This is a genomic window from Nocardioides sp. N13(2025) (assembly GCF_051912545.1).
GTDB lineage: Bacteria > Actinomycetota > Actinomycetes > Propionibacteriales > Nocardioidaceae > Nocardioides.
In genome coordinates this window covers 2068587-2095095 of record NZ_CP196809.1, presented here as the reverse complement: position 1 = coordinate 2095095, position 26509 = coordinate 2068587, and the positions used below count along the sequence as shown (strand labels likewise).

29 protein-coding genes are annotated in these 26509 nt (G+C 71.3%); 25 read left to right on the top strand and 4 right to left on the bottom strand.

Annotated elements, in window-relative coordinates; genetic code table 11:
- Nucleotides 1-37 precede the first annotated feature (37 nt).
- The 13 genes from ACS3YM_RS10115 (at nucleotide 38) to ACS3YM_RS10055 (ending at nucleotide 13297) form a co-directional block, all read left to right on the top strand.
- Complete coding sequence (locus ACS3YM_RS10115) at nucleotides 38-688, top strand: polyphenol oxidase family protein (RefSeq protein WP_439936317.1); 651 nt, start codon at nucleotides 38-40, stop codon at nucleotides 686-688.
- Nucleotides 685-1392, top strand: a complete 708-nt coding sequence (locus ACS3YM_RS10110; RefSeq protein ID WP_439936316.1) for a YggS family pyridoxal phosphate-dependent enzyme — start codon at nucleotides 685-687, stop codon at nucleotides 1390-1392. The genes ACS3YM_RS10115 and ACS3YM_RS10110 overlap by 4 nt, the downstream gene beginning before the upstream one ends.
- A gap of 61 nt (nucleotides 1393-1453) precedes the next feature.
- Nucleotides 1454-1939, top strand: a complete 486-nt coding sequence (locus tag ACS3YM_RS10105) for a cell division protein SepF (protein WP_439936315.1) — start codon at nucleotides 1454-1456, stop codon at nucleotides 1937-1939.
- Between the two features lie 14 nt (nucleotides 1940-1953).
- Nucleotides 1954-2247, top strand: a complete 294-nt coding sequence (locus ACS3YM_RS10100) for a YggT family protein (protein WP_439936314.1) — start codon at nucleotides 1954-1956, stop codon at nucleotides 2245-2247.
- A 103-nt stretch (nucleotides 2248-2350) separates the two neighbouring features.
- Nucleotides 2351-3103, top strand: coding sequence for a DivIVA domain-containing protein (locus tag ACS3YM_RS10095; RefSeq protein ID WP_439936313.1), 753 nt, complete (start codon nucleotides 2351-2353; stop codon nucleotides 3101-3103).
- 160 nt (nucleotides 3104-3263) lie between these two features.
- Nucleotides 3264-4148, top strand: coding sequence for a TraR/DksA family transcriptional regulator (locus tag ACS3YM_RS10090; protein WP_439936312.1), 885 nt, complete (start codon nucleotides 3264-3266; stop codon nucleotides 4146-4148).
- On the top strand, nucleotides 4121-4675 hold the full coding sequence (gene lspA, locus ACS3YM_RS10085) for a signal peptidase II (RefSeq protein ID WP_439936311.1): 555 nt from the start codon (nucleotides 4121-4123) through the stop codon (nucleotides 4673-4675). Before ACS3YM_RS10090 ends, lspA begins: the two co-directional genes overlap by 28 nt.
- A complete protein-coding gene (locus ACS3YM_RS10080; RefSeq protein WP_439936310.1) occupies nucleotides 4672-5610 on the top strand; it encodes an RluA family pseudouridine synthase in 939 nt (312 codons plus the stop codon). Before lspA ends, ACS3YM_RS10080 begins: the two co-directional genes overlap by 4 nt.
- Nucleotides 5611-5614: 4 nt before the next feature.
- The gene (locus ACS3YM_RS10075; RefSeq protein ID WP_439936309.1) at nucleotides 5615-6313 is read left to right on the top strand and encodes a GNAT family N-acetyltransferase; all 699 of its coding nucleotides are present in this window, start codon (nucleotides 5615-5617) and stop codon (nucleotides 6311-6313) included.
- A 17-nt stretch (nucleotides 6314-6330) separates the two neighbouring features.
- Entirely contained in the window at nucleotides 6331-7293 is a 963-nt protein-coding gene (locus ACS3YM_RS10070; protein ID WP_439936308.1) for a DUF2332 domain-containing protein, read from the top strand.
- Between the two features lie 171 nt (nucleotides 7294-7464).
- Nucleotides 7465-11028, top strand: a complete 3564-nt coding sequence (gene dnaE / locus ACS3YM_RS10065) for a DNA polymerase III subunit alpha (protein WP_439936307.1) — start codon at nucleotides 7465-7467, stop codon at nucleotides 11026-11028.
- Nucleotides 11025-11603 (top strand): hypothetical protein, encoded by a 579-nt coding sequence (locus tag ACS3YM_RS10060; RefSeq protein ID WP_439936306.1) that lies wholly within the window; start codon nucleotides 11025-11027, stop codon nucleotides 11601-11603. Before dnaE ends, ACS3YM_RS10060 begins: the two co-directional genes overlap by 4 nt.
- Nucleotides 11604-11671: 68 nt before the next feature.
- On the top strand, nucleotides 11672-13297 hold the full coding sequence (locus ACS3YM_RS10055; protein ID WP_439936305.1) for a DUF3352 domain-containing protein: 1626 nt from the start codon (nucleotides 11672-11674) through the stop codon (nucleotides 13295-13297).
- A gap of 1 nt (nucleotide 13298) precedes the next feature.
- Here the strand turns inward: ACS3YM_RS10055 and ybaK are convergent, their stop codons facing one another.
- Both ybaK and ACS3YM_RS10045 read right to left on the bottom strand, forming a co-directional pair.
- Nucleotides 13299-13790, bottom strand: a complete 492-nt coding sequence (ybaK, locus tag ACS3YM_RS10050; protein ID WP_439936304.1) for a Cys-tRNA(Pro) deacylase — start codon at nucleotides 13788-13790, stop codon at nucleotides 13299-13301.
- 7 nt (nucleotides 13791-13797) lie between these two features.
- A complete protein-coding gene (locus ACS3YM_RS10045; protein WP_439936303.1) occupies nucleotides 13798-14463 on the bottom strand; it encodes an LON peptidase substrate-binding domain-containing protein in 666 nt (221 codons plus the stop codon).
- A gap of 77 nt (nucleotides 14464-14540) precedes the next feature.
- Between ACS3YM_RS10045 and hisD the strand changes: the two genes are divergently transcribed.
- The 5 genes from hisD (at nucleotide 14541) to ACS3YM_RS10020 (ending at nucleotide 18940) form a co-directional block, all read left to right on the top strand.
- On the top strand, nucleotides 14541-15848 hold the full coding sequence (gene hisD, locus ACS3YM_RS10040) for a histidinol dehydrogenase (RefSeq protein WP_439936302.1): 1308 nt from the start codon (nucleotides 14541-14543) through the stop codon (nucleotides 15846-15848).
- On the top strand, nucleotides 15845-17005 hold the full coding sequence (locus ACS3YM_RS10035) for a histidinol-phosphate transaminase (protein ID WP_439936301.1): 1161 nt from the start codon (nucleotides 15845-15847) through the stop codon (nucleotides 17003-17005). Before hisD ends, ACS3YM_RS10035 begins: the two co-directional genes overlap by 4 nt.
- Entirely contained in the window at nucleotides 17002-17610 is a 609-nt protein-coding gene (hisB, locus tag ACS3YM_RS10030) for an imidazoleglycerol-phosphate dehydratase HisB (RefSeq protein ID WP_439936300.1), read from the top strand. Before ACS3YM_RS10035 ends, hisB begins: the two co-directional genes overlap by 4 nt.
- A complete protein-coding gene (hisH, locus tag ACS3YM_RS10025; protein ID WP_439936299.1) occupies nucleotides 17607-18245 on the top strand; it encodes an imidazole glycerol phosphate synthase subunit HisH in 639 nt (212 codons plus the stop codon). Before hisB ends, hisH begins: the two co-directional genes overlap by 4 nt.
- A 62-nt stretch (nucleotides 18246-18307) precedes the next feature.
- Nucleotides 18308-18940, top strand: a complete 633-nt coding sequence (locus ACS3YM_RS10020; RefSeq protein ID WP_439936298.1) for a hemerythrin domain-containing protein — start codon at nucleotides 18308-18310, stop codon at nucleotides 18938-18940.
- Here the strand turns inward: ACS3YM_RS10020 and ACS3YM_RS10015 are convergent.
- On the bottom strand, nucleotides 18937-19449 hold the full coding sequence (locus ACS3YM_RS10015; RefSeq protein WP_439936297.1) for a polyketide cyclase: 513 nt from the start codon (nucleotides 19447-19449) through the stop codon (nucleotides 18937-18939). The two genes, ACS3YM_RS10020 and ACS3YM_RS10015, sit on opposite strands and share 4 nt — an antisense overlap.
- A 558-nt stretch (nucleotides 19450-20007) precedes the next feature.
- Here ACS3YM_RS10015 and ACS3YM_RS10010 point away from each other — a divergent pair.
- Entirely contained in the window at nucleotides 20008-21063 is a 1056-nt protein-coding gene (locus tag ACS3YM_RS10010) for an HNH endonuclease signature motif containing protein (RefSeq protein WP_439936296.1), read from the top strand.
- Between the two features lie 62 nt (nucleotides 21064-21125).
- Here ACS3YM_RS10010 and ACS3YM_RS10005 read toward each other — a convergent pair whose 3' ends face one another.
- Nucleotides 21126-21494 (bottom strand): hypothetical protein, encoded by a 369-nt coding sequence (locus ACS3YM_RS10005; RefSeq protein WP_439936295.1) that lies wholly within the window; start codon nucleotides 21492-21494, stop codon nucleotides 21126-21128.
- A 52-nt stretch (nucleotides 21495-21546) separates the two neighbouring features.
- Between ACS3YM_RS10005 and ACS3YM_RS10000 the strand changes: the two genes are divergently transcribed.
- Genes ACS3YM_RS10000 through ACS3YM_RS09975 form a run of 6 tightly spaced genes read left to right on the top strand, consistent with a single transcriptional unit; the run spans nucleotide 21547 to nucleotide 26472 of the window.
- The gene (locus ACS3YM_RS10000; protein ID WP_439936294.1) at nucleotides 21547-22392 is read left to right on the top strand and encodes an alpha/beta fold hydrolase; all 846 of its coding nucleotides are present in this window, start codon (nucleotides 21547-21549) and stop codon (nucleotides 22390-22392) included.
- A 9-nt stretch (nucleotides 22393-22401) separates the two neighbouring features.
- The gene (gene priA, locus ACS3YM_RS09995; protein ID WP_439936293.1) at nucleotides 22402-23160 is read left to right on the top strand and encodes a bifunctional 1-(5-phosphoribosyl)-5-((5-phosphoribosylamino)methylideneamino)imidazole-4-carboxamide isomerase/phosphoribosylanthranilate isomerase PriA; all 759 of its coding nucleotides are present in this window, start codon (nucleotides 22402-22404) and stop codon (nucleotides 23158-23160) included.
- Nucleotides 23157-23936, top strand: a complete 780-nt coding sequence (gene hisF, locus ACS3YM_RS09990; protein WP_439936292.1) for an imidazole glycerol phosphate synthase subunit HisF — start codon at nucleotides 23157-23159, stop codon at nucleotides 23934-23936. Before priA ends, hisF begins: the two co-directional genes overlap by 4 nt.
- A gap of 9 nt (nucleotides 23937-23945) precedes the next feature.
- The gene (locus ACS3YM_RS09985; RefSeq protein WP_439936291.1) at nucleotides 23946-24839 is read left to right on the top strand and encodes an ABC transporter substrate-binding protein; all 894 of its coding nucleotides are present in this window, start codon (nucleotides 23946-23948) and stop codon (nucleotides 24837-24839) included.
- 14 nt (nucleotides 24840-24853) lie between these two features.
- Nucleotides 24854-25741 carry an amino acid ABC transporter permease gene (locus ACS3YM_RS09980; RefSeq protein WP_439936290.1) on the top strand — a complete coding sequence of 296 codons (888 nt, stop codon included), beginning with the start codon at nucleotides 24854-24856 and terminating at the stop codon, nucleotides 25739-25741.
- On the top strand, nucleotides 25738-26472 hold the full coding sequence (locus ACS3YM_RS09975; RefSeq protein ID WP_439936289.1) for an amino acid ABC transporter ATP-binding protein: 735 nt from the start codon (nucleotides 25738-25740) through the stop codon (nucleotides 26470-26472). Before ACS3YM_RS09980 ends, ACS3YM_RS09975 begins: the two co-directional genes overlap by 4 nt.
- Nucleotides 26473-26509: the final 37 nt, after the last annotated feature.

Below are 26509 nucleotides of genomic sequence, written 5' to 3'. Positions count from 1 at the left end.
CCTGCTGCGCCACCGCGATCGGATCGAAGGCGACCTCGTGATCGAGGTCGCCTTCACCGACGTCTACCTCAGCCTCGGCGACGCCGCCGAGGAGCAGGTGCGCGCGGAGGCTCTTGCCCGGATCTCCGAGGAGTCCGGTGCGACACCGGTGCTCATGCACCAGGTGCACGGCGCGGAGGCCGCCCTCGTCGAGGCGCTCCCGCGGGAGGCGCCGGCCTGCGACGCCCTCTACACCTCGCAGCCCGGCGTCGCGCTGCTCGCCCGCGCCGCCGACTGCGTGCCGGTGCTGCTGGGAGACCCCGAGACCGGCTGGATCGCGGCCGCGCACGCCGGTCGTCCCGGGCTGGCCGCGGGCGTCGTACCTGCCGCGGTCGCGGCGCTGCGTGAGCGCGGCGCGGTCCCGACCGTCGCCTGGATCGGCCCCCACGTGTGCGGCGCCTGCTACGAGGTGCCGGCCGAGCTCCAGGAGGAGGTCGCCGCGATCGTCCCCGCGTCGCGCTCGACCACCTCGTGGGGCACCCCGGCGCTCGACCTCGGCGTCGGCGTGCGCGCGCAGCTGCAGGCGGCCGGCATCACCGACGTACGCACCGTGGACGCCTGCACGCGCGAGGACCCGACCTGGCCGTCCTACCGCCGCGACGGAGCGGCCGCCACCCGGTTCGCCGGGGTCATCTGGAGCCACGCATGAGCCACACCGCGCGCCGTGACGAGCTCGCCGCCAACCTCGACGTCGTACGCCGTCGCATCGCGACCGCCTGCGGGCAAGCGGGGCGCGACCCCGCCGAGGTCTCCCTCGTCGTGGTCACCAAGTTCTTCCCGGCCTCCGACGTGCGCCTCCTGGCCGACCTCGGCGTCACCGACGTCGGTGAGAACCGCCACCAGGAGGCCGAGGTCAAGGCTGCCGAGTGCGCCGACCTCGGGCTGCGGTGGCACTTCATCGGGGGCCTGCAGTCCAACAAGGCCGCGGCCGTCGCGGCGTACGCCGACGTGGTCGAGTCGCTCGACCGCGCCAAGCTGGTGGGTCCGCTCTCGCGCGGAGCCCACGCGCGTGGCCACGACCTCGACGTCCTGCTCCAGGTCAGCCTCGACCCGCCCGGCGCGGAGCACCGATCGGGGGCGGACCCTGCCGACCTGGCCGACCTGGCCCGGCGGGTGGACGAGGCGGGCATGCTCCGGCTGCGCGGCCTGATGGCGGTGGCGCCCCTGGGCGAGGAGCCCGGCGTGGCTTTCGCGCGACTCGCGGAGGTCCGTGCGGACTTCCTGCGCGAGCACCCCGACGCCGCCGTCCTCTCGGCGGGGATGAGCGGCGACCTCGAGGTGGCGATCGTCCACGGCGCGACACACGTGCGTGTCGGGTCTGCGGTCCTCGGTCCGAGGCCCCAGGTCCAGTAATGTCGACAACATCTCACCTGGTGTCCGGACCGGCCACCATCACTAGCAGAGGATCAGTCTCATGAGCGGCGCGATGCGCAAGATCGGCGAGTACCTCGGCCTGCTCGAGGACACCGGCCACTACGACGAGTACGACGGTGACACCGAGACGTCCACGCAGGAGGCTGTCGACCAGCGTCCCGTGGCTCGCGAGCGTCGCCCTGCCCCTGTGTCCGACCTCGCCGAGCGCCGTCGACCGGCCTCGGTCCAGACAGGAGTCGTGGCTGAGTTGAGCCGCATCACCACCCTGCACCCCCGCAACTACAACGAGGCCCGTCTCGTCGGTGAGAACTACCGTGACGGCACCCCGGTGATCATGAACCTCAGCGAGATGGACGACAACGACGCCAAGCGTCTCGTCGACTTCGCCGCCGGCCTGATCTTCGCCACCCGAGGCTCGATCGAGCGCGTGACCAACAAGGTCTTCCTGCTCTCGCCGCCCAACGTCGCGGTCTCGGCCGAGGACAAGCAGCGGATCGCCGAGGACGGCTTCTTCAACCAGAGCTGAGGCACTCTTAACCCGTGCAGATCTTCGGCCAGACGCTCTACATCATCCTGCTCGTCTTCATCGGGCTGCTCTGGATCCGGTTCATCGTGGACTGGGTCCAGGTCTTCGCCCGGCAGTGGACGCCGCACGGACCCCTGCTCGTCGCGCTCGAGGGTGTCTACTCCGCGACGGATCCGCCCATCGTGGCGCTGCGCAAGGTCATTCCGCCGTTGCGCATCGGCTCGGTCGCGCTCGACCTGAGCTTCCTGCTCGTGATGGTGGCAGCATGGTTGCTGCTGAACGTGGTCGTCACCATCTTCGGGCTCTGAACCATCCGTCACACGGGTCACTGTGCCCCGTGCGGCGCCGGGCGCTATTGTCTCCTGACAGCAGAGCCACCGTGAATCGAAGACTGAAAGTTTGGGTGAGGTCATGCCGCTGACGCCTGAGGACGTGAGCAACAAGCGCTTTACGCCTGTCCGTCTCCGTGAGGGGTACGACATGGGCGAGGTGGACCAGTTCCTCGACGAGGTCGAGGCCGAGCTCGCGCGGCTCACCAAGGAGAACGACGACCTCCGGTCGAAGCTGTCCGCCGCACAGTCGGGCGGTGCCACCGCGCCCGCTGCCCCTGCCTCGTTCGCCCCTGCCGCGCCAGAGCCCGAGCCGGAGCCCGAGCCGGAGCCCGCCGCACCGGTGGTCGCCGCGGCACCTGCCGCCGCTCCCGTGCAGACCGCGCGCGTCAGCAACATCGCCGACGCCTCCAACGCCGCCGCCCGTCTGCTCGAGATCGCCACGCGCAACGCCGACGAGCTCGTCGAGGACGCCAAGAACGAGGCCGACCGCATCGTCGGGGCCGCCCGCACCAAGGCCGAGCGCCTCGAGGCCGAGTCGAAGACCAAGGCCGACCGCATGGAGGCCGACGCGCGCCAGCGTTCGCAGATGCTCGACTCCGAGACGGCCGAGCGCCGCCAGCAGATGTTCGGCGACCTGGAGAAGGAGCGCGACAAGCTCAACAGCGACGTGGAGACGCTTCGCCAGTTCGAGCGCGAGTACCGCTCCCGCCTCAAGACCTACTTCACCCAGCAGCTCGAGGCGCTCTCCAACGGCGCCGAGAGCCAGGCTCCGGTGGACAGTGGTCACGGGCCCAAGCGCCTCCGCTCGGTGCTGGGCGACGACGAGGGCTGACACCTTCGAACACGTCTGTGAATGGAGGACGGCCACCCGTGAGGGTGGCCGTTCTCCGCATTTCGGCGAGCCGCTGTTGGCTCTGTGGGTGGCAGCGGATACCCTCCCTGCCACCGTGTGGTTCCTGCCACACCCATTGACTGGCTGGAGGCCCTCGGAGATGGCTGGCAGTACGCGCAAGTCCTTGGCCGGCACTGCTGCGGCAGCGGCCAAGCGAGTGATCGGCCGCAAGAGCGCCTCGTCGACCGCCGCGGACAAGGCGCCGGCGAAGAAGGCGCCCGCCAAGAAGGCACCCGCCACGAAGGCGGCTCCGGCGAAGAAGTCGGCCCCTGCCAAGAAGTCGGCCCCTGCCAAGAAGGCCGCCCCTGTGAAGAAGGCCGCGGCCACCAAGGCAGCTCCGGCCAAGAAGGCCGCTCCGGCGAAGAAGACGGCCGCCAAGAAGACGGCCGCCAAGAAGACGGCCGCCAAGAAGGCCGCGCCGGCCACGAAGACCGCGCCGGCGAAGAAGACGGCCGCCAAGAAGGCCGCTCGCGCCACCAAGACGGCCGCCAAGAAGACCTCCCCGGCGACCACGACCGCACCTGCGAAGAAGGCAACTCCTGTGACGAAGGCGGCTCCGGCCAAGAAGGCAGCACCCCGCAAGGCGACCCCCGCACGACTGGTCGTGCTCGACGGCGAGGACCCCTGGACCCGGGGCGAGCTCAACGAGGTCGTCAAGGAGCTCCGCGAGCACCAGGAGCGCCTGTCGGTCATCGTCGGGCAGTCCGAGGCCGAGCTCGCCCGACTGATGCGCGACGCCGGCGACGGCGCCGGGCAGGACCAGGCCGACGTCGGTGCGACCAGCTTCGAGCGCGACCACGAGCTCACGGTGCTGGCCCGGGAGCGCGAGACGCTGTCCCAGATCGACCGGGCGCTGTCGCACATCGACGACGGCAGCTACGGCGTCTGTGACTCCTGCGGCAACCCCATCGGCAAGAATCGGTTGATGGCGGTGCCCCATGCCACACTGTGCATGTCATGCAAGCAGCGCGAGGAGCGTCGCTGAATCCCAGCGACCAGGTCGACCACGACCCGGCCCGTCGGCGTCTCGACGCACGACTGATCTTCGCAGGCATGGCCGCGCTGGCCTACGCCGCCGACCTCGCCTCCAAGCAGTGGGCGCTGGCCTCGCTGGCCGACGGTGACGTCGAGGTCTTCGGTGACTGGTTCACCCTCCACCTGACGTTCAACCCCGGCGCCGCCTTCAGCACGGGCACCGGCTTCACGATCGTCTTCACCTGCCTGGCGATGGTGGCCGTGGTCGTCGTCCTGTGGCTGAGCCGCCGCCTCGCCAGCACGGGGTGGGCGCTGGCCCTCGGGTTCCTGCTCGGCGGCGTGGGCGGCAACCTCACCGACCGCATCGTCCGCGAGCCCGAGCCGTTCCACGGCCACGTGGTCGACTTCCTGATGCTGCCCAACTGGCCGGTCTTCAACGTCGCCGACATCTGCATCAACGTCGCGGCCGGGCTGATCATCCTGCAGACCTTCCGTGGCGTGGCCCTCGACGGGTCCCGCGATTCCGGGGACGGATGACCACCCACGCCGAGCAGCGCACCGTCTTCGTGCCCGACGGCCTCGCCGGCGAGCGCGTCGACGCCGCGATGGCGCGGATGTTCGGCTTCTCGCGCACCAAGGCCGCCGACCTGATCTCCCAGGGCCTGGTGCAGGTCGACGGCGACGCGGTCGGCAAGAGCGACCGCGTCCACGCCGGTGCCATGCTCGACGTGACGATCCCGGCCGAGCGTGACCCGCTCGAGGTGAAGGCGGAGGTCGTCGAGGGGATCCGGATCATCCACGACGACGACGCGATCGTCGTGATCGACAAGCCCGTCGGCGTCGCCGTGCACCCCTCGCCCGGCTGGCGCGGACCCACCGTCGTCGGGCACCTCGCCGGCGCGGGCTTCCGGATCTCCACCAGCGGCGCCAAGGAACGCGAGGGCATCGTCCAGCGCCTCGACGTCGGCACCTCCGGCGTCATGGTCATCGCGAAGTCCGAGCACGCCTACTCCGTGCTCAAGAACGCCTTCCGACACCGCACGGTCGACAAGACCTACCACGCGTTGGTGCAGGGCCACCCCGACCCGTTGACCGGCACGGTCGACGCTCCGATCGGCCGGCACCCCAAGTTCGACTACAAGTTCGCCGTGATGGGCGACGGCCGGCACAGCATCACCCACTACGAGACGCTCGAGGCCCACCGGTTCGCCAGCCTCCTCGAGATCCACCTCGAGACCGGGCGCACCCACCAGATCCGGGTGCACATGAGCGCGCTCAAGCACCCGTGCGTGGGTGACCTGACCTACGGCGCCGACCCGGCGCTCGCCCAGCGCCTCGGCCTGGAGCGCCAGTGGCTCCACGCCATGCGCCTCGGCTTCGAGCACCCCGAGACCGGCGACTACGTCACCTACGAGTCCACCTACCCCGACGACCTGGCGCACGCGCTCGAGGTCGTCCGCGACGAGCACTGACGTCATGCCGGCCGACATGGCGCTGCGACCGGCCACCGTGGGCGACCTGCCCGCGCTGGCCGAGGTCCACCTCGCTGCGCGTCGCGCCGCCGGTCCCGCGTTCCCGCCCGGCGTGCACGCGGACGACGAGGTGCGGGCCTGGGTCGCCGGCTGGGACCTGACGACGTACGACGTGTGGCTGGCGACGCGGGGAGACGCCGTGGCGGGCTATGCCCGCTCGACCCCCACGTGGCTCGACGACCTCTACGTGCACCCCGACCACCAGGGCGCCGGGGTGGGCACCGCGCTGTTCGAGACGGTGACCACGTTGCGCCCGCAGGGGTTCTGCCTCTGGGTCTTCGAGTCCAACGAGCCGGCTCGCACGTTCTACCGCCGGCGCGGGTGCCTGGAGCTCGAGCGGACCGACGGCTCCGCCAACGAGGAGCACGCCCCCGACATCCGGGTCGCCTGGCCCGGGCCCGAGCCGTTGGTCTTCCTGCGCGGGCTCATCGACGACGCCGACCTGGTGCTCGGCGACGTCCTCGCGCGGCGTACGGCGCTGACGCGGGCGGTCCAGGCCGTGAAGCCGTCCCACGAGCGTGACCCGCGGCGCGAGGCCGAGATCGTGCGCCGGATCGCGGCCGTGGTGCCCGAGCTGGGGGAGGAGCGCGTCGCCCGGATCGTCGACGTGATCATCGCCCAGTCGCTCGACGCCAGCCGCTGACCGGACAAGATGGCCGCATGCTGCTCTACGACGACGTGATCGAGGAGTACCGCGACTTCGCCACCTACGCGGCCGGCGACTCGCCCTGCTTCGAGGAGTGGGCGCTGGGGGTCGCCGAGGACGACGAGGTGCTCGCCTGGCTGGACACGCTGCCCCCGATCAAGCGCCAGCCCAACCTCGTCCTCGCGGCTGCACGCTGGCACGGTGCACCCGCGCCGGGGTCGTACGACGGACTGCGCCGCGTCCTGCTCGAGCGGGAGGCCGAGGTCCGGGCCACCGTCATGTCCCGGGCGACCCAGACCAACGAGGTGGGGCGCCTGGCCACCCTGGCGCCCGTCCTCGGGCTCCTCGACGGACCTCTTGCGCTCATCGAGGTGGGGGCGAGCGCCGGGCTGTGCCTGTTCCCCGACCGGTACGACTACGTCTGGCCGCCGCTGGGCGGGCTGCGGGGGAGCGGCGGTCCGGTCCTCACCGCCGAGGCCACCGGTGCGCTCCCGGTGCCCGAGAGGCACCCCGAGGTGGCGTGGCGGGGCGGGGTCGACCTCAACCCGCTCGACGTCTCCGACGAGGACGCGATGGCCTGGCTGGAGAACCTCGTGTGGCCCGAGCAGGACGAGCGACGTCATCGGTTGCGCGAGGCGATAGGGGTCGCGCGCCGCGAGCCGCCCGCTCTGCGCCGCGGTGACCTCCTCGACCACCTCCCCGACCTGCTCGACGAGGCCGCCCCGCACGGCACGCCCGTGGTCTTCCACTCCGCCGTGATCGCCTACCTCGAGGAGGCCGATCGTGACCGCTTCCACGACCTGATGACCGGTCTGGTGGCCGAGGGACGGTGCCGGTGGATCAGCAACGAGGGACGACGCGTCCTGCCTGCGGTGACGGGTGGTCGCGAGGTCCCCTCGGGTCGCTTCGTGACGGCGCTGGACGGCGTCCCCGTGGCGTGGAGCCACGGCCACGGGCACGCCATCGACTGGCTGTGAGGGCACCCCGCGCCGACGGGCTCCCGGTCGTGGATCGGGTCGGGTGTCTTGTCGGTGGGGCCGGGCACACTGACGTAGGCTGACTGCTCTTCCCCCCTCTCCGCTGCGCAGTCAGCAACCCCAGAAACAGACCCCGTCAGCGACCCCTCGAAAGGTGCGGAAGTCTCCTCCATGTCGGCCGCCGGCTCCCACGACAACTTCGTGCACCTGCACGTGCACACCGAGTACTCCATGCTCGACGGCGCATCCCTGCTCGACGGGCTGTTCCAGCGCACCGCCGAGCTCGGCATGCCGGCGATCGCGATGACCGACCACGGCAACCTCCACGGGGCCTACGACTTCTACAGCAAGGCCCGCAAGCACGGCGTCAAGCCGATCATCGGCATCGAGGCCTACCTCACGCCCGGCACCATGCGCGGCGAGCGCCGTCGGGTGCGGTGGGGCAAGGGCGACTCCGCCGAGGAGGGCGGCAAGGACGTCGCCGGCGGTGGCGCCTACACCCACATGACGATGTGGGCGGAGAACACCGAGGGGATGCACAACCTGTTCCGGCTGGCGAGCCTGGCCAGCCTCGAGGGCTACTACTACAAGCCCCGCATGGACCGCGAGCTGCTGCAGCGCTACGCCAAGGGCATCATCGCCAGCACCGGGTGCCTCTCCGGCGAGATCCAGACCCGGCTGACGCTGGGGCAGTACGACGAGGCGCTCAAGGCGGCCGGCGAGTTCCAGGACATCTTCGGCAAGGACAACTTCTTCCTCGAGCTGATGGACCACGGCATCGCTGCCGAGCGCGCCACCCGCGACGACCTGCTCAGGATCGCCAAGACGCTCGACCTGCCGGCCATCGTCACCAACGACACCCACTACACCAACCCCGAGGACGCCGCCGGCCAGGACGCCCTCATCTGCGTGGCGTCGGGCAAGCGGCTCGCCGACACCAACCGTCTCAAGTTCGACGGCGGCGGCTACTACATCAAGTCGGCCGCCGAGATGCGCGCGGTGTGGGCCGACCAGTACGGCATGGGCGAGGCGTGCGACAACACCCTCGCGATCGCCGAGCGGTGCGAGGTCGAGTTCACCGAGTCCACCGGCGGCTACATGGCGCGCGCCGACGTGCCGGAGGGCGAGACCGAGGACTCGTGGTTCCGCAAGGAGGTCTGGCGCGGCATCGAGGCGCGCTACCCCGGCGACCGGCTCGACCAGGAGGTGCGCGACCGGGTCGAGATGGAGCTCGCGATCATCTCCCAGAAGGGCTACTGCGGCTACTACCTCGTGGTCGCCGACTTCATCAACTGGGCCAAGGACAACGGCATCCGCGTCGGACCCGGCCGCGGCTCGGGAGCGGGCTCGATCGCGGCCTACGCGCTGCGCATCACCGACCTGTGCCCGCTGGAGCACGGCCTGTTCTTCGAGCGCTTCCTCAACCCCGAGCGCCCCTCGATGCCCGACTTCGACATCGACTTCGACGACGCCCGCCGGGGCGAGGTGATCGCCTACGTCAGCCAGAAGTACGGCGCCGAGCGCGTCGCGCAGATCGCGACCTTCGGCCGGCTGAAGTCCAAGGCCGCCATCAAGGACGCCGCCCGCGTGCTCGACCACGGCTTCGCGATCTCCGACCGCATCACCAAGGCGCTGCCGCCCGACGTGATGGGCAAGGGCGTCGCGCTCAAGGACGTCTTCGACCCCAACCACAAGCGCTACCGCGACGGCGGCGAGTTCCGGGCGCTGCACGACCAGGACCCCGAGGTCCGCACGATCTACGAGACGGCCCTGGGCCTCGAGGGCCAGATCCGCAACTGGGGCGTGCACGCCGCCGGCGTGATCATGTCGAGCGAGCCGCTGATCGACATCGTGCCGATCATGGCCCGCCCCCAGGACGGCGCGGTCATCACCCAGTTCGACTACCCGATGTGCGAGTCGCTCGGGCTGGTCAAGATGGACTTCCTCGGCCTCTCCAACCTCCGCACCCTCGAGGACGCCCTCGGCAACATCAAGGTCAACCGCGACGAGGACGTCGTCCTCGAGGAGCTGCCCTTCGACGACCGGGCCACCTACGAGCTGATGGGCCGCGGCGACACCCTCGGCGTCTTCCAGCTCGACGGCTCGGGCATGCGCTCGCTGCTGCGCTCGATGCAGCCTGACCAGTTCGCCGACATCACCGCCGTGAGCGCGCTCTACCGCCCCGGCCCGATGGGCGCCGACTCCCACAACAAGTACGCCCGCCGCAAGAACGGCCGCGAGCCGATCGAGCCGATCCACCCGGCCCTGGCCGAGGCGCTCGAGCCGGTGCTGGGGGAGACCTACGGCCTGATCGTCTACCAGGAGCAGGTGATGGCGATCGCCCAGGTCCTGGCCGGCTTCACCCTGGGTGCGGCCGACAACCTGCGGCGCGCGATGGGCAAGAAGAAGAAGGAGGAGCTCGACAAGCAGTACGCCGGCTTCCAGGCCGGCATGCTCGAGCGCGGCTTCCCGCAGGTCGCGATCGACAAGCTCTGGGAGATCCTGCTCCCGTTCTCCGACTACGCCTTCAACAAGTCGCACTCCGCCGCCTACGGCGTCATCACCTACTGGACCGCCTACCTCAAGGCCAACTACCCGACCGAGTACATGGCCGCCCTCCTGACGTCGGTGAAGGACGACAAGGACAAGATGGCGATCTACCTCAACGAGTGTCGCCGGATGAAGATCCAGGTCCTGCCGCCCGACGTCAACGAGTCCCACGCCAACTTCACCCCCGTCGGCAACGACATCCGCTTCGGCCTCACCGCCGTGCGCAACGTCGGCAGCAACGTCGTCGACGGCATCGTGTCGGCCCGCGAGAGCAAGGGCCGCTACGCCGACTTCAACGACTTCATGGAGAAGGTCCCGGCGCTGGTGTGCAACAAGCGGGTCGTGGAGTCGCTGATCAAGGCCGGCGCGTTCGACGACATGAAGCACCGCCGACGCGCCCTCGCCGCCGTGCACGAGACGGCGGTCGACCAGTTCGTCGACCTCAAGAAGAACGAGGCGATCGGCCAGGACTCGCTGTTCGGCGGGCTCAGCGACGACGACGACGCCGGCTTCGGCGTGAGCGTGACGATCCCGGACATCGACGACTGGGACAAGATGACGTTGCTCGGCCACGAGCGCGAGATGCTCGGCCTCTACGTCTCCGACCACCCGCTCCTCGGTCTCGAGCACGTGCTCTCGCAGGGCACCGACTGCACCATCGGCCAGCTGATGCTCGACGAGGAGCGGGCCCACGGCTCGACCCTGACCGTCAGCGGCCTGATCACCTCGGTGGCACGCAAGATCACCAAGCGCGGCGACCCGTGGGCCACCATCACGCTGGAGGACCTCGACGGCGCGATCGAGGTGCTGCTCTTCCCGAGTGCCTACACGCTCGCCTCGACCCTGCTGGTCGAGGACCAGATCGTGCGGATCAAGGGCCAGCTCTCGCGCGACAAGGACCAGCCCGAGCTGCGGGCCCAGGAGGTCACCGCCCCCGACCTGACCCAGGGTCCGACCGGACCGGTGGTGATCAGCCTCCCGTCGACCCGCTGCACGCCGCCCGTGGTCGCCCAGCTGCGCGACGTGCTCGGGACCCACCCCGGCATGACCGAGGTCCAGCTGCGCCTGCTGACCCGCAGCTCGACCAAGGTGCTGCGCCTCGACGACAACCTGCGGGTCAGTCCCAGCCCCGCCCTGTTCGCCGACCTCAAGCAGCTCCTCGGTCCCGGGTGCCTGACCGGGTGAACGACCTGGTGGACGAGGACGTGGGTGGCACCGTGGACGGCATGGCGAGCGGGAGCAGCACAGTCGCGACGCGGGTGGCGGTCGTGCTGACCGCCTTCCTGGTCGCCGGGGCCGGTGCCGGTGTGCTGTGGGAGCGGCTCTGGGACGCACCCGACGGGCTGACCTACCAGGGCCAGTGGTACCTCGAGCCGGCCGGCCCCGACTACTCCTTCAGCGGCATCGCGCTCTTCGTGGTGATCGCCTTCCCGCTGGGCCTCGTCCTCGCGGTGCTGGCCGGGCTGCGCCGCGACCACGAGATGGCGACGGTCGCCGCCGTGCTCGTCGGAGCATGCCTCGCAGGTGTGCTGATGTACGTCGTCGGCAGCAGCCTGGGACCCAACGACCCGCAGGCGCTCGCGGCCGGCAAGCCCGACTACACACCCCTCTCCGGGGGACTCGGGCTGACTGCTCCCGACCCCGATCGAGAACCCTGGCACAGCACTGCCCTGGTGGCGTTCCCCATGGGCGCGATGGCCGGTCTGGTCGGGACCTATCTCCTGGGAAGTCGGGGGTTGGGCAAGCGCCCTCGCGGGTAGGCTGACCGCGACCAGAACGGGGCGGTCCCGACGTGCCGGACCGCGTGCAACGGGGGAGCAGGACTGACATGAGCATGACACCGGGCGGGCCGGACTACCTGGACGCCTCTGGCCCAGTCGAGGCCACGCCTGACAACGACAACCGCAAGCGCCTCATCGTGCTCGGCGCCCTCGTGGCCGGCGGCGCCGTCGTGGCCGGAGGGGCCTGGGCGGCCAGCAGCTTCTTCTCGACGGGGTCCCAGCCGTCGGAGGCGCTCCCGGACTCGACGGTCGCCTACTTCAGCGTCGACCTCGACCCGAGCGGCGGCCAGAAGATCGAGGCCATCAAGACGCTGCGCAAGTTCCCCGGGTTCACCGACAAGATCGACCTCGAGACGGACGACGACCTGCGCGAGCGCCTGTTCGAGGAGATCACCAAGTCCGGCGGGTGCGAGGGCCTCGACTACGCCGAGGACGTCAAGCCGTGGCTCGGCTCGCGCGCCGCGATGGCCGCGGTCGACCTCGGTGAGGACACCCCCGCGCCGGTGGGTGTCGTCCAGGTCACCGACGCCGGCAAGGCCGAGGCGGGCGTCGCGAAGCTCGTCGACGTGTGCGGTGGCGGCGAGGAGGCCGAGGGCGACGTCGGCGGCTGGGTCGTCGAGGGCGACTGGATGGTGCTGGCCGAGACCAAGGACATCGCCTCGCAGGTGGTGGACGCTGCCGGCGACGGCTCGCTCTCCGGCGACGCGTCCTTCGAGAAGTGGACCGGTCAGGCCGGCGACGACGGCTTCATGTCCGTCTACGTCGCCAAGGGCGTGACCTCGTACCTCGACGACCTCGGCGGGTTCAGTCCCGGCTCGATGATGGGCGGCGACCTCGGCATGACGCCGCAGGAGACCCCGGAGGAGGTGCCCGAGAATCTCCAGCAGATGATCGACGACTTCGACGGCGCGGCCGCCACGGTCCGCTTCGACGACGGCGCGGTCGAGATCGAGTACGCCATGTCCGACTACCAGCCCGACATGACGAAGTACGTGCAGAGCGACCAGGGCGTCAGCATGGTCGCCGGCCTCCCCGAGGACACGGTCGCCGCGCTCGGCTTCGCTCTCGAGGAGGGCTGGGGCCAGGCGATGCTCGACTACGCGAAGAAGACCCTGTCGTCCTCGGACGGCTCCGACATCGACGAGGAGATCTCGCAGCTCGAGGCCGAGACCGGCCTGGCGTTCCCCGAGGACCTCGAGACGCTGCTCGGTGACGGCGTGACGATCTCGCTCGGCAGCGGCATCGACCCCGACGCCATCACCAACGGCGGCCCGGGCGAGGTCCCGGCAGGCATCCGGGTCAAGGGCGACGCCCAGGAGATCCAGGCGGTGCTCGACAAGATCAGCGCGCAGGCCCCCCCGGAGATGGCCGAGTTCATGGTGGTCACCGAGAGCGACGGCTACGCCGTGCTCGCGCTCCAGGACGACTACCGCGGCAAGCTCGAGTCCGGTGGTGACCTGGGCGACAACGACGACTACGCCCAGGTGGTCGAGAGCGACGACGCTCAGACGGTGCTGTTCGTCAACTTCGACGCCGACGACGACTGGCTCGTCCGGGTCACCGAGGACTGGCCCGAGGTCAGTGAGAACCTCGCGCCGCTCTCCGCCTTCGGTGTCAGCGGCTGGGTCGACGGCGACGTCATGCACGGCCTGTTCAAGCTGACGACCGACTGACTCAGCGACCGATGGTGGCGGTCACCGCACCGGTGACCGCCACCAGGTCGCGGGGCGAGAGCTCGATGTCGAAGCCGCGGCGGCCGCCGGAGACGAGGATCGTCTCGTGCCCGAGCGCGGACTCGTCGAGCACCGTCGGGTGCGACCTCTTCTGGCCGATGGGGGAGATGCCGCCGGCGACGTAGCCCGTGGCCCGCTCGGCGGCGGCGACCTCGGCCATCACCGCCTTGCTGCCGCCCAGGGCGCGTGCCAGCGCCTTGAGGTCGAGGTGGCCGGACACCGGGACGATGCCGACCACCAGCTTCCCGTCCAGGGAGGCCAGGAGCGTCTTGAACACCCGGGCCGGGTCCGCGCCGAGCGCCTCGGCCGCCTCGGTGCCGTACGACGTCGAGCGCGGGTCGTGGTCGTAGGCCCGCACCTCGAAGGCGACGCCGGCGGCCGTCAGCGCGACCGTCGCCGGCGTACCCCCGCCCGCACGTGACTTCTTCGCCATCAGCGCGTCAGTTGGGGGACCAGGCAGTTCGGGCGACCTGGGTGGCGGGCAGCGACGGGATGACGTTGATCGCGCGCAGCTCCTCGGTCAGCAGGCGGGTGACGAGCACCAGCCGCTCGGTGGCGTCGGCCGCCTCGAGGAGTGACTGCCGCTCGGCCATCGGCAGCGGCGTCAGCGCTGACAGCGTCCAGGCCAGGTAGTCGGGGTCGCGGGGCAGCGTCCCGCTGAAGGGGTCGCCCTGGAGCTCGGTCATCGCCGCGCGGAACGCCGTGAAGGTGGCCCTGGCCCGGTCGAGCACCTCGGCGGGGACGTCGACCTCCGGCTCCGGGAGAACGGCGACCACGCCCTGGGGGAAGTCGGCACCTCGCTGCATCTCCTCGAGCATCAGGCGCTCGCGGGCCACCGCCACGATGTCGAAGGTGCCGTCGTCGCGACGCTCGACCTCGGTCAGCTGGAGCACGCACCCGACGCGGTAGACCGACTGGGCGCCGTGGTCGCCGACCTCGTAGCCCTCGCGGATCGCGACCGTGCCGAAGACCCGGGCGGCCGGGTCCTCGACCGTGAGGAGGTGGTTGACCAGCATCCTGTAACGGTCCTCGAAGACGTGGAGGGGCACGCTCATCCCCGGGAACACCACGGTGCTCAGCGGGAACATCGGCAGCGGACCGCTCACGTCCCGACCCTAGCGCCGCGTGTCCACCGCGCATCCGCGGATGTGGGCCGACCCGCCGGAGAACCTAGAATCGACCCATGTCCCTGATCCGTCGCATCGACCTCCGGGGCGCCGATCCGGCGTCCGTCGACTATCGCACGAGCGTGCCTCGCGCCGAGTTCGACGTCGAGGCCGCCACGCATCAGGTGCAGCCGATCATCGACGCCGTCCGGGCCCGGGGGGTCGAGGCGATCGCCGAGTTCTCCGCGCAGTTCGACGGCGTCGACCGCGACGACATCGCGGTGTCCCGCGAGGCCATCGAGGCGGCCCTGGCCGACCTCGACCCGGCCGTTCGGAGCGCGCTCGAGGAGTCGATCCGCCGGCTGCGCGGCACCTGCGCCGCCGAGCTCGAGCAGGACGTGACCAGCCAGGTCGCCCCGGGCGCCACGGTGACCCACCGCAAGGTCCCGATCGACCGGGTCGGGCTCTACGTCCCGGGTGGGCTCGCCCCGCTGGTCAGCAGCGTCGTGATGAACGTCGTGCCCGCCCAGGTGGCCGGCGTCCGCTCGATCGCGCTCGCCAGCCCGCCGCAGAAGAACAGCGGCGGTCTGCCCGAGCCCACGATCCTGGCCGCGTGCGCCCTGCTCGGCGTCGACGAGGTCTACGCCGTGGGCGGTGCCCAGGCCATCGCGATGTTCGCCCACGGCGCCGGTCCCTGCGCGCCCGTCGACCTGGTGACCGGTCCCGGCAACATCTACGTCGCAGCCGCCAAGCGTCTGCTGCGCGGCGTGGTCGGCATCGACTCCGAGGCCGGTCCGACCGAGATCGCGATCCTGGCCGACGACAGCGCCGAGGCGTCCTACGTCGCGGCCGACCTGATCAGCCAGGCCGAGCACGACCCGATGGCCGCCTCCGTCCTCGTCACCGACTCGCTCGCGCTCGCCGACGCGGTGGAGGCCGAGCTGGACAAGCAGGTCTTCGCGACGCGGCACACCGAGCGGATCCGCACCGCGCTGGGCGGGCAGCAGTCCGGCATCGTGCTCGTCGACGGCATGGACCAGGGCGTCGACGTGGTCAACGCCTACGCCGCCGAGCACCTCGAGATCCACACCCGCGACGCCGCGGCCCACGCCGCACGCGTGCGCAACGCCGGCGCGATCTTCGTCGGCCCCTGGGCGCCGGTGTCCCTCGGCGACTACTGCGCCGGCTCCAACCACGTGCTGCCCACCGCCGGATGTGCCTGCCACTCCAGCGGACTGTCGGTGCGGGCCTTCACCAAGTCGGTGCACGTCGTCGACTACTCCCGGGCGGCGCTCGCCGACGTCGCCGACCACGTCGTGACGCTGGCCGGGGCCGAGGACCTGCCCGGCCACGGCCAGGCCGTCAGCGTCCGGTTCGAGCAGTGAGCCCCACGTTCCCACCCCTGCGCGAGGAGCTGCGGGGGATCGAGCCCTACGGTGCGCCCCAGCTCTCGCTGGACGAGGCGCCGGTCCAGCTCAACGTCAACGAGAACCCCTACGGTCCCTCGCCGGAGGCGGCGGCCGACATCGCCCGCGCGGTCGGCGAGGCGGCGGTGACGCTCAACCGCTACCCGGACCGGGAGTTCACCGAGCTGCGTGAGGCGCTGGCGGCGTACCTCGACAGCGACGGCGGCTCCGGGATCACGCCCGACATGGTGTGGGCGGCCAACGGGTCCAACGAGGTCATGCTGCAGCTGCTGCAGGCCTTCGGCGGGCCCGGCCGGGTCGCCCTGTCGTTCGCGCCGACGTACTCGATGTATCCCGAGTACGCACGCGACACCCTCACCGAGTGGCACGCCGGCCACCGGGCCGAGGACTTCTCCCTCGACCTCGATGCGGCTCGGGCCCTCGTCCTGGACCGGCAGCCCTCGGTGGTGCTGCTCCCGAGCCCGAACAACCCGACCGGCACGGCCCTGCCGCCGGAGGCGATCACCATGCTGTGCGAGGCGGCGGCGTCCTACGAGCCGGGCGGCATCGTGGTGGTCGACGAGGCCTACGGCGAGTTCCGCCGCGCCGGTACGCCGAGCGCGCTGGAGCTGCTGGGCACGCACCGCAACCTGGTGGTGACCCGCACGATGAGCAAGGCGTTCGCGCTCGCGGGCGCGCGGCTCGGCTACCTCGCCGCCGACCCGGCCATCTGCGACGCCATCCGCGTGGTGCGCCTGCCCTACCACCTGTCCGCCGTCACCCAGGCGACCGCGCTGGCCGCCCTGCGGCACGCGCCCGAGCTGCTCGGCAAGGTCGACGACCTGCGGGCCGAGCGTGACGCGACCGTGGGCTGGCTGCGCGAGCAGCGCTTCGAGGTCGCCGACTCCGACGCCAACTTCGTGCTCTTCGGCCGGTTCGCCGACCGGCACGCGGTCTGGCAGGGTCTGGTCGACCGGGGGGTGCTGATCCGCGAGACCGGCCCGGACGGCTGGCTGCGGGTGTCGATCGGCACCACCGATGAGATGGAAGCATTCAGGAAGGCCCTGCTGGAGACAATGGAGAGCCAGCAGGTCATCAGCGAGACCACCGCCGACGTCACGAAGGACCCCGTATGAGCCGCACCGCCAGGATCGAGCGCATCACCAAGGAGTCCCAGGTCACGGTCGAGGTCGACCTCGACGGCACCGGGCGCTCGGAGGTGTCCACCGGCGTGGGCTTCTACGACCACATGCTCGACGCCTTCGCCCGGCACGCGCTGGTCGACCTCGCCGTCCACACCAACGGCGACACCCACATCGACGCGCACCACTCCGTCGAGGACACCGCGATCGTCCTCGGCCAGGCGCTGCGCGAGGCGCTGGGCGACAAGGTCGGCATCCGCCGCTTCGGCGACGCCACCGTCCCGCTCGACGAGGCGCTGGTCCAGGCGGTCGTCGACGTCTCCGGTCGTCCCTACTGCGTGCACACCGGTGAGCCCGAGGGCCAGGCCTACGTCGCGATCGGCGGCACCGGTGCGGCGTACATGGGTTCGCTGACGCGCCACGTCTTCGAGACCATCTCCTTCCACGCCCACCTCGCGCTGCACGTGCGGGTGCTGGGCGGCCGGGACCCGCACCACGTGGTGGAGGCGCAGTTCAAGGCGTTCGCCCGGGCCTTCCGCGACGCTGTCGCCATCGACCCGCGCGAGACGGGCGTGCCGTCGACGAAGGGCTCCCTGTGACGCCTGACGTCGTCGTCCTCGACTACGGCTCGGGCAACCTGCGCTCCGTCGTGCGCGCGGTCGAGCGCGCCGGCGCCTCGGTCACTCTCACGAGCGACTTCGACACCGCGCTCGCGGCGGACGGCCTCGTGGTGCCGGGCGTGGGGGCGTACGCCGCCTGCATGGCCGGGCTGCGCGCGATCAAGGGCGAGCGGATCATCGGCCGTCGCCTCGCCGGCGGCCGGCCGGTGCTGGGCATCTGCGTCGGCATGCAGGTGCTCTTCGCCGGTGGCGTCGAGCACGGCGTGGAGACCGAGGGTTGCGACGAGTGGCCCGGCCTGGTGACCCGCCTGCAGGCGGACGTGGTGCCCCACATGGGGTGGAACACCGTCGAGGTCCCGAGCGGCTCGCGGCTCTTCTCGGGCATCGAGGACGAGCGGTTCTACTTCGTGCACTCCTACGCCGCCCGCAGCTGGGACCTCGTCACCAACGACCGCACCGCGGCGCCGCTGGTGACGTGGGCGGAGCACGGGGGAGACCGGTTCGTGGCGGCGGTGGAGAACGGCCCGCTGTCCGCGACCCAGTTCCACCCGGAGAAGTCCGGCGACGCCGGCGCCGAGCTGCTGAAGAACTGGGTCGCCTCGCTCCATCGCTGACTGGTCCAAACCTCCCGCGAATGGGGGTCGCCGGCGGGTGCGGCGGACGTTAGCGTCCGGTCATGCCCGAGGCCCTCAGCATGAACCAGGTCATCCACGCCGCGGTGCGTCGCGACGTCGCACGCACCGAGCAGGCGCTGCGCGCACTGCCCGAGGGCGACAGCTCCCGCGCCCGGCAGATCCAGTCCGCGTGGGGCAACCTCGTCCGCGAGCTCACCCACCACCACGAGGCCGAGGACGAGAACATCTGGCCGTTCCTGGAGAAGCGCGGTCACGACCGCGAGCTGCTGGCGGCGATGGAGTCCGAGCACGTGGCGATGAAGCAGGCCCTGTCCTCGGCATCCACGGCGATCGCCGCGGTGGCGACCTCGCCGACGGCGGCCCATGCGACGGCTGCGGCCAACGCCGTGTCGGCCTGCTCGGAGGTGGTCAACGCCCACCTCGACCACGAGGAGCGCGACGTCGAGCCGATCGCCCAGCAGCTGGAGGACGACCCCGAGTGGAAGGCGATGGCCAAGAAGCTGCGCCCGGCCAGCATCGTCGATGCCGCCAACTCGCTGGCGTGGATGGAGGACGGTGCGGGGGAGCGGGAGCGCTCGTCCCTCCGGGCGACCATCCCTGGCCCGGTCGTCAGCCTGCTCACGCTCTTGCTGGCGCGGCGCTACAAGCGCCAGGTCGCCCCGGCCTGGCGCTAGCCGCGCCCGGCTCGCCGGGCATCCTGCTCGGCGAGTGCCTTCAGCGTGAGCAGCTGCTTGCGTGCCATGAGGAGATCGCCGAGCGAGAGCGCGGGTGCCAGCCATGCCCGCGTGCGCGTGACGACCTTGAGCAGGAGCCGCGTGCCTCGCTCGCCCGGCTCCACGGCGTACGACAGGTGGGCGCCCATGATCGTCGCGGTCAGCTCGCGTCCCGGGTCGACCGCGAGGATGCGTCCCTGGTGGCGACCGAGGGCGCGCGTGAACGGGTCGCCGGGCCGGGGTTCCGGCAGGTCGCGGAGCTCGCGCGGCGAGCGACGGCCGAGGTTGTCGAGCAGGTCGTAGGAGTACGGCGCGAGCCGCACCTGGCGCAGCCGCGCCCAGACCGCTGTGGGCTCGGCGTGCACGGTCACCCCGCGCCACGCCTCGAGCGTGGGTGCGCTGACGAGGTCGTCGCAGCCGTACCGCCGCCGGACCTCGGCGTCGGAGACGCCCCACTGGTCGCCGATCATGCGGCCACGCTACTGCCGCGTCCCGAGGTTCTTCGGCGGTCGAGGAGGTCGCGCGGCGACCGTCACGAGACCCGGCCCCCTCGCTGGTCGAGTAGCCGGAGCGAGGAACGAGCGGAGGCGTATCGAGACCTTCCGATCATTTCTCCACAGAATCGGCTCCGCGAGGCCGACTGTCGGTGGCTTCCCGTAGAGTCGAACAGATGATCGAAGAACTGGTAGCAGGGCCCGGAGCAGAGGCAGACAGCCTCAACGCCTCCGGTGTCCTGTCTGCCATCCGCGATCGCAAGGCGGCCGAGAACCAGGCGGCAGCCGACCAGCTCGAGCTCGCCGCCCGGTGGGCGGACCTGCACCCGCCGGAGTCGATCCACTCCGCGGCCGCGTTCACACTCCCGGGCTCGGAGCACGAGGAGCCCATCGCCGGCGAGGGGTGTCCGTTGGTGGCGGAGTTCTGCGTCGCCGAGCTCGGCGCCGAGCTCGGGATCTCCTCGACCGCGGCGAAGAAGCTCATCGGCCACGCGCTCGAGCTGCGCCACCGCCTTCCCCGGTTGTGGCGCCAGGGTGCAGACCGGTGCGGTGCCGGCGTGGCGGGCCCGGTCCGTCGCCGAGACCACGATCCACACCACCCCCGCGCTCACGAAGGACGCAGCACGGTGGGTCGACGCCCAGGTCGCGGCCGTGGCCGGGAAGATCGGGCCCGCGCAGCTCGACCGACTCGTCGCGGAGACGATCAAGCGGTTCGAGCTCGCCGCCCCGGACCCGGCCGCGGATCCCGAGGACGGGTACCTGTCGGTCGATCCGCGCCACGCCACGCTGGACGACCAGGACGTGCACTACGCCGGCACGATGCACTTCGAGGCCGACCTCGACATCGCGGACGCCCTGGACCTCGACGGCGCGCTGGCCCAGGGCGCCGCGACCTTGAAGGCGCTCGGGTCGGCTGAGTCCCTCGACGTCCGCCGCGCGAAAGCCCTCGGTGACCTGGCCCGCACCCAGACCGCCCTCGACCTCCACGCCCAAGGATCCACCACCGACACTCGCGGCCAGGACGGACTCCCCGCCGCCCGCGAGGTCGAGCTGCACGTCCACTTCGACGCCGCATTCGTGAAGGACGGCGAAGCAGTGCAGACGATCTTCGGGCCGACCGGTCGACTCGAGGAGCGCCAACGCCTCGTGCTGCTCGACCAGGTCAAGGCCTGGTGCGGCGACACCCGCACCAAGATCACCATCAAGCCCGTCATCGACCTCAAGGCCGAGCTGTTCACGCCGGCGTACAAGGTCCCCGACCGGCTCCGCGAACAGGTCCTCCTTCGCGATCGCACTTGTGTCTTTCCGTGGTGCACCCGACCTGCGCGAGCCTGCGACGTCGACCACATCGACGAGTTCGACCACGACGCCGAACCTGAAGGCCGACCACAACCCGGCCCCACGACGTCCTCGAACCTGGCCGCACTGTGCAGGTATCACCACCGGCTGAAGACCTTCACCGCTTGGACCTACCGGATGGTCGCGCCTGGGATGTTCGAGTGGACCAGTCCCCACGGCCACCGCTACTTGCGCGACCGTCACGGCACCACCCGCATCGACGCGGACGGCGACCCGCCCGAGCGACCATGACCCCGCCCCGCACCCCGCCACCCATCAGATGACGGGGCCATAAGCACGGCCGGGTGCGCCCGTCAGTCGACGCGGTCGGCAGGCGGTACGACCACCGGCGTCGTGGCGCGCTCCGCCATCCGCCGCAGCGCGTTTCTCTCCGAATCCGTGGCCGGGTCGGTGTTCCCGTCGATGCCCACCAGCCAGACGAGCCCGCGCTGCGGACCGTCCGGGCCGGGGCGCTCCCACACCAGCGCGACGGCGTACGTGCCGCCGGCGGAGACGTGTGACTGCGCCCAGTCGATGGCCTGCAGGGCGTCGGCACCCGTGAGGTCGTACGTCGACGTGGCGGAGCCGGGTCCCGGGTGGCTGTGGAGGTAGACGCGGAAGCGCGGCGAGTCGTCCTCCCAGCAGCTGTCCCGCTCGTCGACGAGCTCTGCGTGGATCTCCATGGGCAGAGTCAACAGGATGGCGAAGTCGTCGTGGCGGTGCCACTGTGGTGACGTGGCACCGGTGCACCGCGTGGCAGTCGCTGGCACCCACGTCGAGGTCGAGGAGCTCGGCGCGGGGGAGCCCGTGGTGGTCGTGCAGACGGCGCTGTCGATGCACGAGCACGCGCCCCTCAGCCGGGCGCTGAGCACGGACTTCCACGTCTGGCACGTGCACCGTCCCGGCTACGGAGACTCGGGGCCCGCGCGCGGCCCAGCGTCGGTGACGGGGGACGCCGACCACCTGGCGTCCGTCCTCGCCGACCTCGACGTCGGTCCGGCCCACCTCGTCGGGGCCAGCTACAGCGCTGCGATCGTCCTGTCGCTGGCTAGCCGACACCAGGGAGCGGTCCGCTCGCTGTCGGTCGTCGAGCCACCGCCGTACGACACCAAGGGCGCTGCCGACTTCCGTGCGGCGTGCGAGTCGATCCTCGACGTCTGGTCCCGGGCGGGAGCAGGCGCGGCCGTCGACGAGATCATGACGATGGTCGACGGGCCCGACTGGCGGGCCGACGCCGAACGGGACCTGCCCGGCTCCGCCGCCGACATGGAGCGCGACGCCGCCGCGTTCTTCGGCGCCGACCTCCCCGCACTCCTGGGCTGGACCCTCGACGACGAGCAGGCCGCGACGATCGTGTGCCCGACCCTGTTGGTCGGCGGTGCGGAGAGCCACGAGCGGTTCCGCGAGATGCTGACCCGGCTCGAGCGCGTCCTCCCGCGCCCGACGAGGGCCACCGTCGCCGGCGCCGGGCACTCCGCGGCCCTGACCCACCCCGCCGAGGTCGCGACGGCGGTGCGCCGGCACGTCCGCGCCGTCTCGCGCGGCACCCGGGAGGATGGCGGAGCGCGGGATCGCTCCTAGGATCGGGGCATGCCCAGCACACCCGAGCAGCCCTACCTCGAGCTCCTGCCCGCCGTCGACATCAAGGGCGGCCAGGCCGTCCAGCTGGTGCAGGGCGTCGACGGGTCGGAGAAGCGGTTCGGCGACCCCGTCGAGGCCGCGCTGCGCTGGCAGGAGGCGGGCGCGGAGTGGATCCACCTCGTCGACCTCGACGCGGCGTTCGGCCACGGCCACAACCGCGAGCTCCAGGCGAAGATCGTCGGCACCCTCGACATCCAGGTCGAGATGAGCGGCGGAATCCGCGACGACGAGTCGCTCGAGGCCGCGATGGCAGCCGGCTGCCGGCGGGTCAACATCGGCACCGCCGCGCTCGAGCAGCCCGAGTGGTGCGCCCGCGCCATCGCGACGTACGGCGACCGCGTGGCCGTCGGCCTCGACGTGAGGGGTACGACGCTCGCAGCACGCGGCTGGACCCGCGACGGAGGCGACCTCTACGAGACCCTCGCCCGCCTCGACTCCGAGGGCTGCGCGCGTTACGTCGTCACCGACGTCAACAAGGACGGCATGCTCCAAGGGCCCAACCTCCAGCTCCTCCGCGACGTCTGCGCCGCGACCGACAAGCCGGTCGTGGCCAGCGGCGGCGTGACCACCCTCGACGACATCCGCGCGCTGATGGGCCTGGTCGACGAGGGCGTCGAGGGTGCCATCGCCGGTACGGCACTCTACGAGGGCCGCTTCACGCTGGAGGACGCGCTCGCCCTCACGAAGCCGGCGACGAAGCAGCCATGACCCTCGCGATCCGCGTCATCCCGTGCCTCGACGTCGACGACGGCCGCGTCGTCAAGGGCGTCAACTTCACCGAGCTCCGTGACGCCGGCGACCCCGTCGAGCTGGCCCGGCTCTACGACGCCGAGGGCGCCGACGAGCTGACCTTCCTCGACATCTCCGCCTCGCACCAGGGCCGCGCGACCACCATGGAGGTGGTCAGCCGCTGCGCCGAGGAGGTCTTCATCCCGCTCACGGTCGGTGGCGGTGTCGGCAGCGTCGACGACGTCGACCGACTGCTGCGCGCCGGCGCCGACAAGGTCGCGGTCAACACCGCGGCCATCCACCGTCCCGAGCTGGTCGCCGAGATCGCCGACCGGTTCGGCAACCAGGTCCTCGTCCTGAGCGTCGACGCCCGAAGGGCCGAAGGCACCGACAGTGGCTTCGAGGTCACCACCCACGGCGGTCGCAAGAGCGCCGGCCTCGACGCGATCGAGTGGGCCGTGCGCGCGGCCGAGCTCGGCGCGGGGGAGATCCTCCTCAACGCCATGGACGCCGACGGCACCACCGACGGCTTCGACCTCGAGCTCATCCGCGCCGTACGCCGCGAGGTGAGCATCCCGGTCATCGCGAGCGGGGGAGCGGGCGCGGTCGAGCACTTCCCGCCCGCCGTCCAGGCAGGCGCGGACGCCGTCCTCGCGGCCACCGTCTTCCACTTCGGCACCCTGCGGATCAGCGACGTCAAGGCTGGTCTGTCCACGGCCGGATATCCGGTCCGCTGGGCGGGACGCGAGCCGTAGGATCCGACCATGCTGAAGACCGCCCGGCCCCTCGCCGTCGCCGCCCTCGCGACCGCCACCCTGGCCCTCACCGCCTGCGCCCCCACCGACGAGGCCGACACCGGCACGGACAGCGGCTCCGAGGCGTCGGGCTCCGAGACGCCCGACGCCGAGCAGTGCACGCCGGACACGATGGAGACGGTGACCGCAGGCACGCTCACCATCGCCACCGACGACCCGGCCTACGAGCCGTGGTTCGTCGACAACGACCCGACCAACGGCAAGGGCTACGAGTCCGCGGTGGCCTACGCGATCGCCGAGGAGCTCGGCTACACCGCCGAGCAGGTGACGTGGGTCAAGGTGCCCTTCAACAAGGTCGTCCAGCCCGGACCGAAGGACTTCGACTTCGACGTCAACCAGGTCTCGATCACCGAGGCCCGCCGCAAGGCCGTGGACTTCTCCTCCGGCTACTATGACGTCGTCCAGACCGTCATCACCAACAAGGGCAGCTCGATCGACGGCGCGAGCAGCCTCGCCGACCTCGCCGACGCCAAGCTCGGTGCCCAGGTCGGCACGACCAGCTACACGGCGATCACCGACCAGATCCAGCCCTCGCAGGAGCCGGCGGTCTTCGACACCAACGACCAGGCCGTCCAGGCGCTCAAGAACGGCCAGATCGACGGCATCGTCGTCGACCTGCCCACGGCCTACTTCATGACCGCCGTCCAGCTCGACGACGGCACGATCGTCGGCCAGCTGCCGCTCCCCGGCGGTGAGCCCGAGCAGTTCGGCGCGGTCCTGGTCAAGGGCAGCCCGCTGACCGACTGCGTGTCCGGAGCCGTCGACACCCTGCGTGAGGACGGCGTCCTCGACCAGATCAACCAGGAGTGGCTGGCCCAGCAGGGCGCTCCCGAGCTCTCCTGACCGCGGTCTCCCCGATGGCGGACATCCGGGCCGGCCGGGCCGGCGACCAGGTCGTCGACGACTGGCACCCCTCCGAGGTCCAGCGCGAGCGCGACGCGTGGCGGCGGCGTCGCACGCTGCGCAGCGCCGGGATCGCGGCCGGCAGCACCCTGCTGCTCCTCGGCGCCCTCGGGGGCGCCGTCGTCAGCTCGCCCGGCTGGCAGCGGGTGCGCGAGACCTACTTCGACTGGGACAAGGCCGTGTCGTCGTTCCCCGCGGTCCTCGACGGGCTCTGGCTCAACATCCGGGTGATGGTGGTCTGCTGGCTGCTGATCCTGGTCCTCAGCCTCACGGTCGCGATCATCCGCACCCTCCGCGGGCCGGTCGCGTTCCCGCTGCGCCTGCTCGGCACGGCGTACGTCGACGTGTTCCGCGGCCTGCCCCTGCTGCTGGTGATCTTCCTGCTGGGATTCGGCGGGCCCGCGCTCGGCCTCGGGGGCATGCCGACGTCGCCGTTGTTCTGGGGTGGGGCGGCGCTGGTGCTGTCGTACTCCGCCTACGTCGCCGAGGTGTTCCGCGCCGGCATCGAGTCGATCCACCCCAGCCAGCGGCTCGCCGGTCGCTCGCTCGGCCTGTCCTACGGGCAGACCCTGCGCCACGTCGTGCTCCCGCAGGCCTGGCGCCGGGTGATCCCGCCGTTGATGAACGACCTCGTCTCGCTCCAGAAGGACTCCGGTCTCATCGCGGTGCTCGGCGTCAGCGACGCGATCCGCAAGGCGCAGATCGAGACGGCGCTGGACTTCAACTACACGCCGTACGTCGTCGCCGGCGTGCTGTTCTGCTGCCTCACCATCCCGATGGCGCGGCTCACCGACCGCTACGCCCGCAAGAAGGGCTACCACGGGGCGGGGGCCCACTTGTGACCGACCTCCTGCGCCTCGACGGCGTCCGCAAGTCGTTCGGCGACCACGTGGTCCTGCGGTCGGTCGACCTCGCGATCGAGCCCGGCCAGTGCGTGGTGCTGATCGGGGCGTCGGGCTCCGGCAAGTCCACCCTGCTGCGCTGCGTCAACCTGCTCGAGGTGGTTGACGACGGCGTGATCACCTTCGAGGGCCGCGACATCACCGCCCCACAGGTCGACGGCGACGAGGTGCGCTCGCGGATGGGGATGGTCTTCCAGGCCTACAACCTCTTCCCGCACCTCGACGTGATGGGCAACGTCACCCTGGCGCTCCGCCTGGTGCACGGCGTCAGCGCCGAGGAGGCGCGCTCGCGCGGCATGGCGATGCTCGAGCGGGTCGGGCTCCTCGACAAGGCGGCCGCCCGCCCGGACGACCTGTCCGGCGGCCAGCAGCAGCGCGTCGCGATCGCCCGTGCGCTCGTGGCCAATCCGCGGCTCATGCTGCTCGACGAGGTCACCAGCGCCCTCGACCCCGAGCTGGTGGGGGAGGTTCTCGACCTGCTCACCGAGCTCAAGGGCGAGGGCGTCACGATGCTGCTCAACACCCACGAGATGGGCTTCGCCCGCGACGTCGCCGACACGGTCTGCTTCCTGCACGACGGCCGGATCCACGAGCAGGGGAGTCCCGAGCAGGTGCTCGGTGACCCGCAGCAGGAGCGCACCCGCGCGTTCCTCTCCCGGATCCGCGCCTGATTGGGTCGCTGTCAGGGGCAGGGCATAACCTCACGAG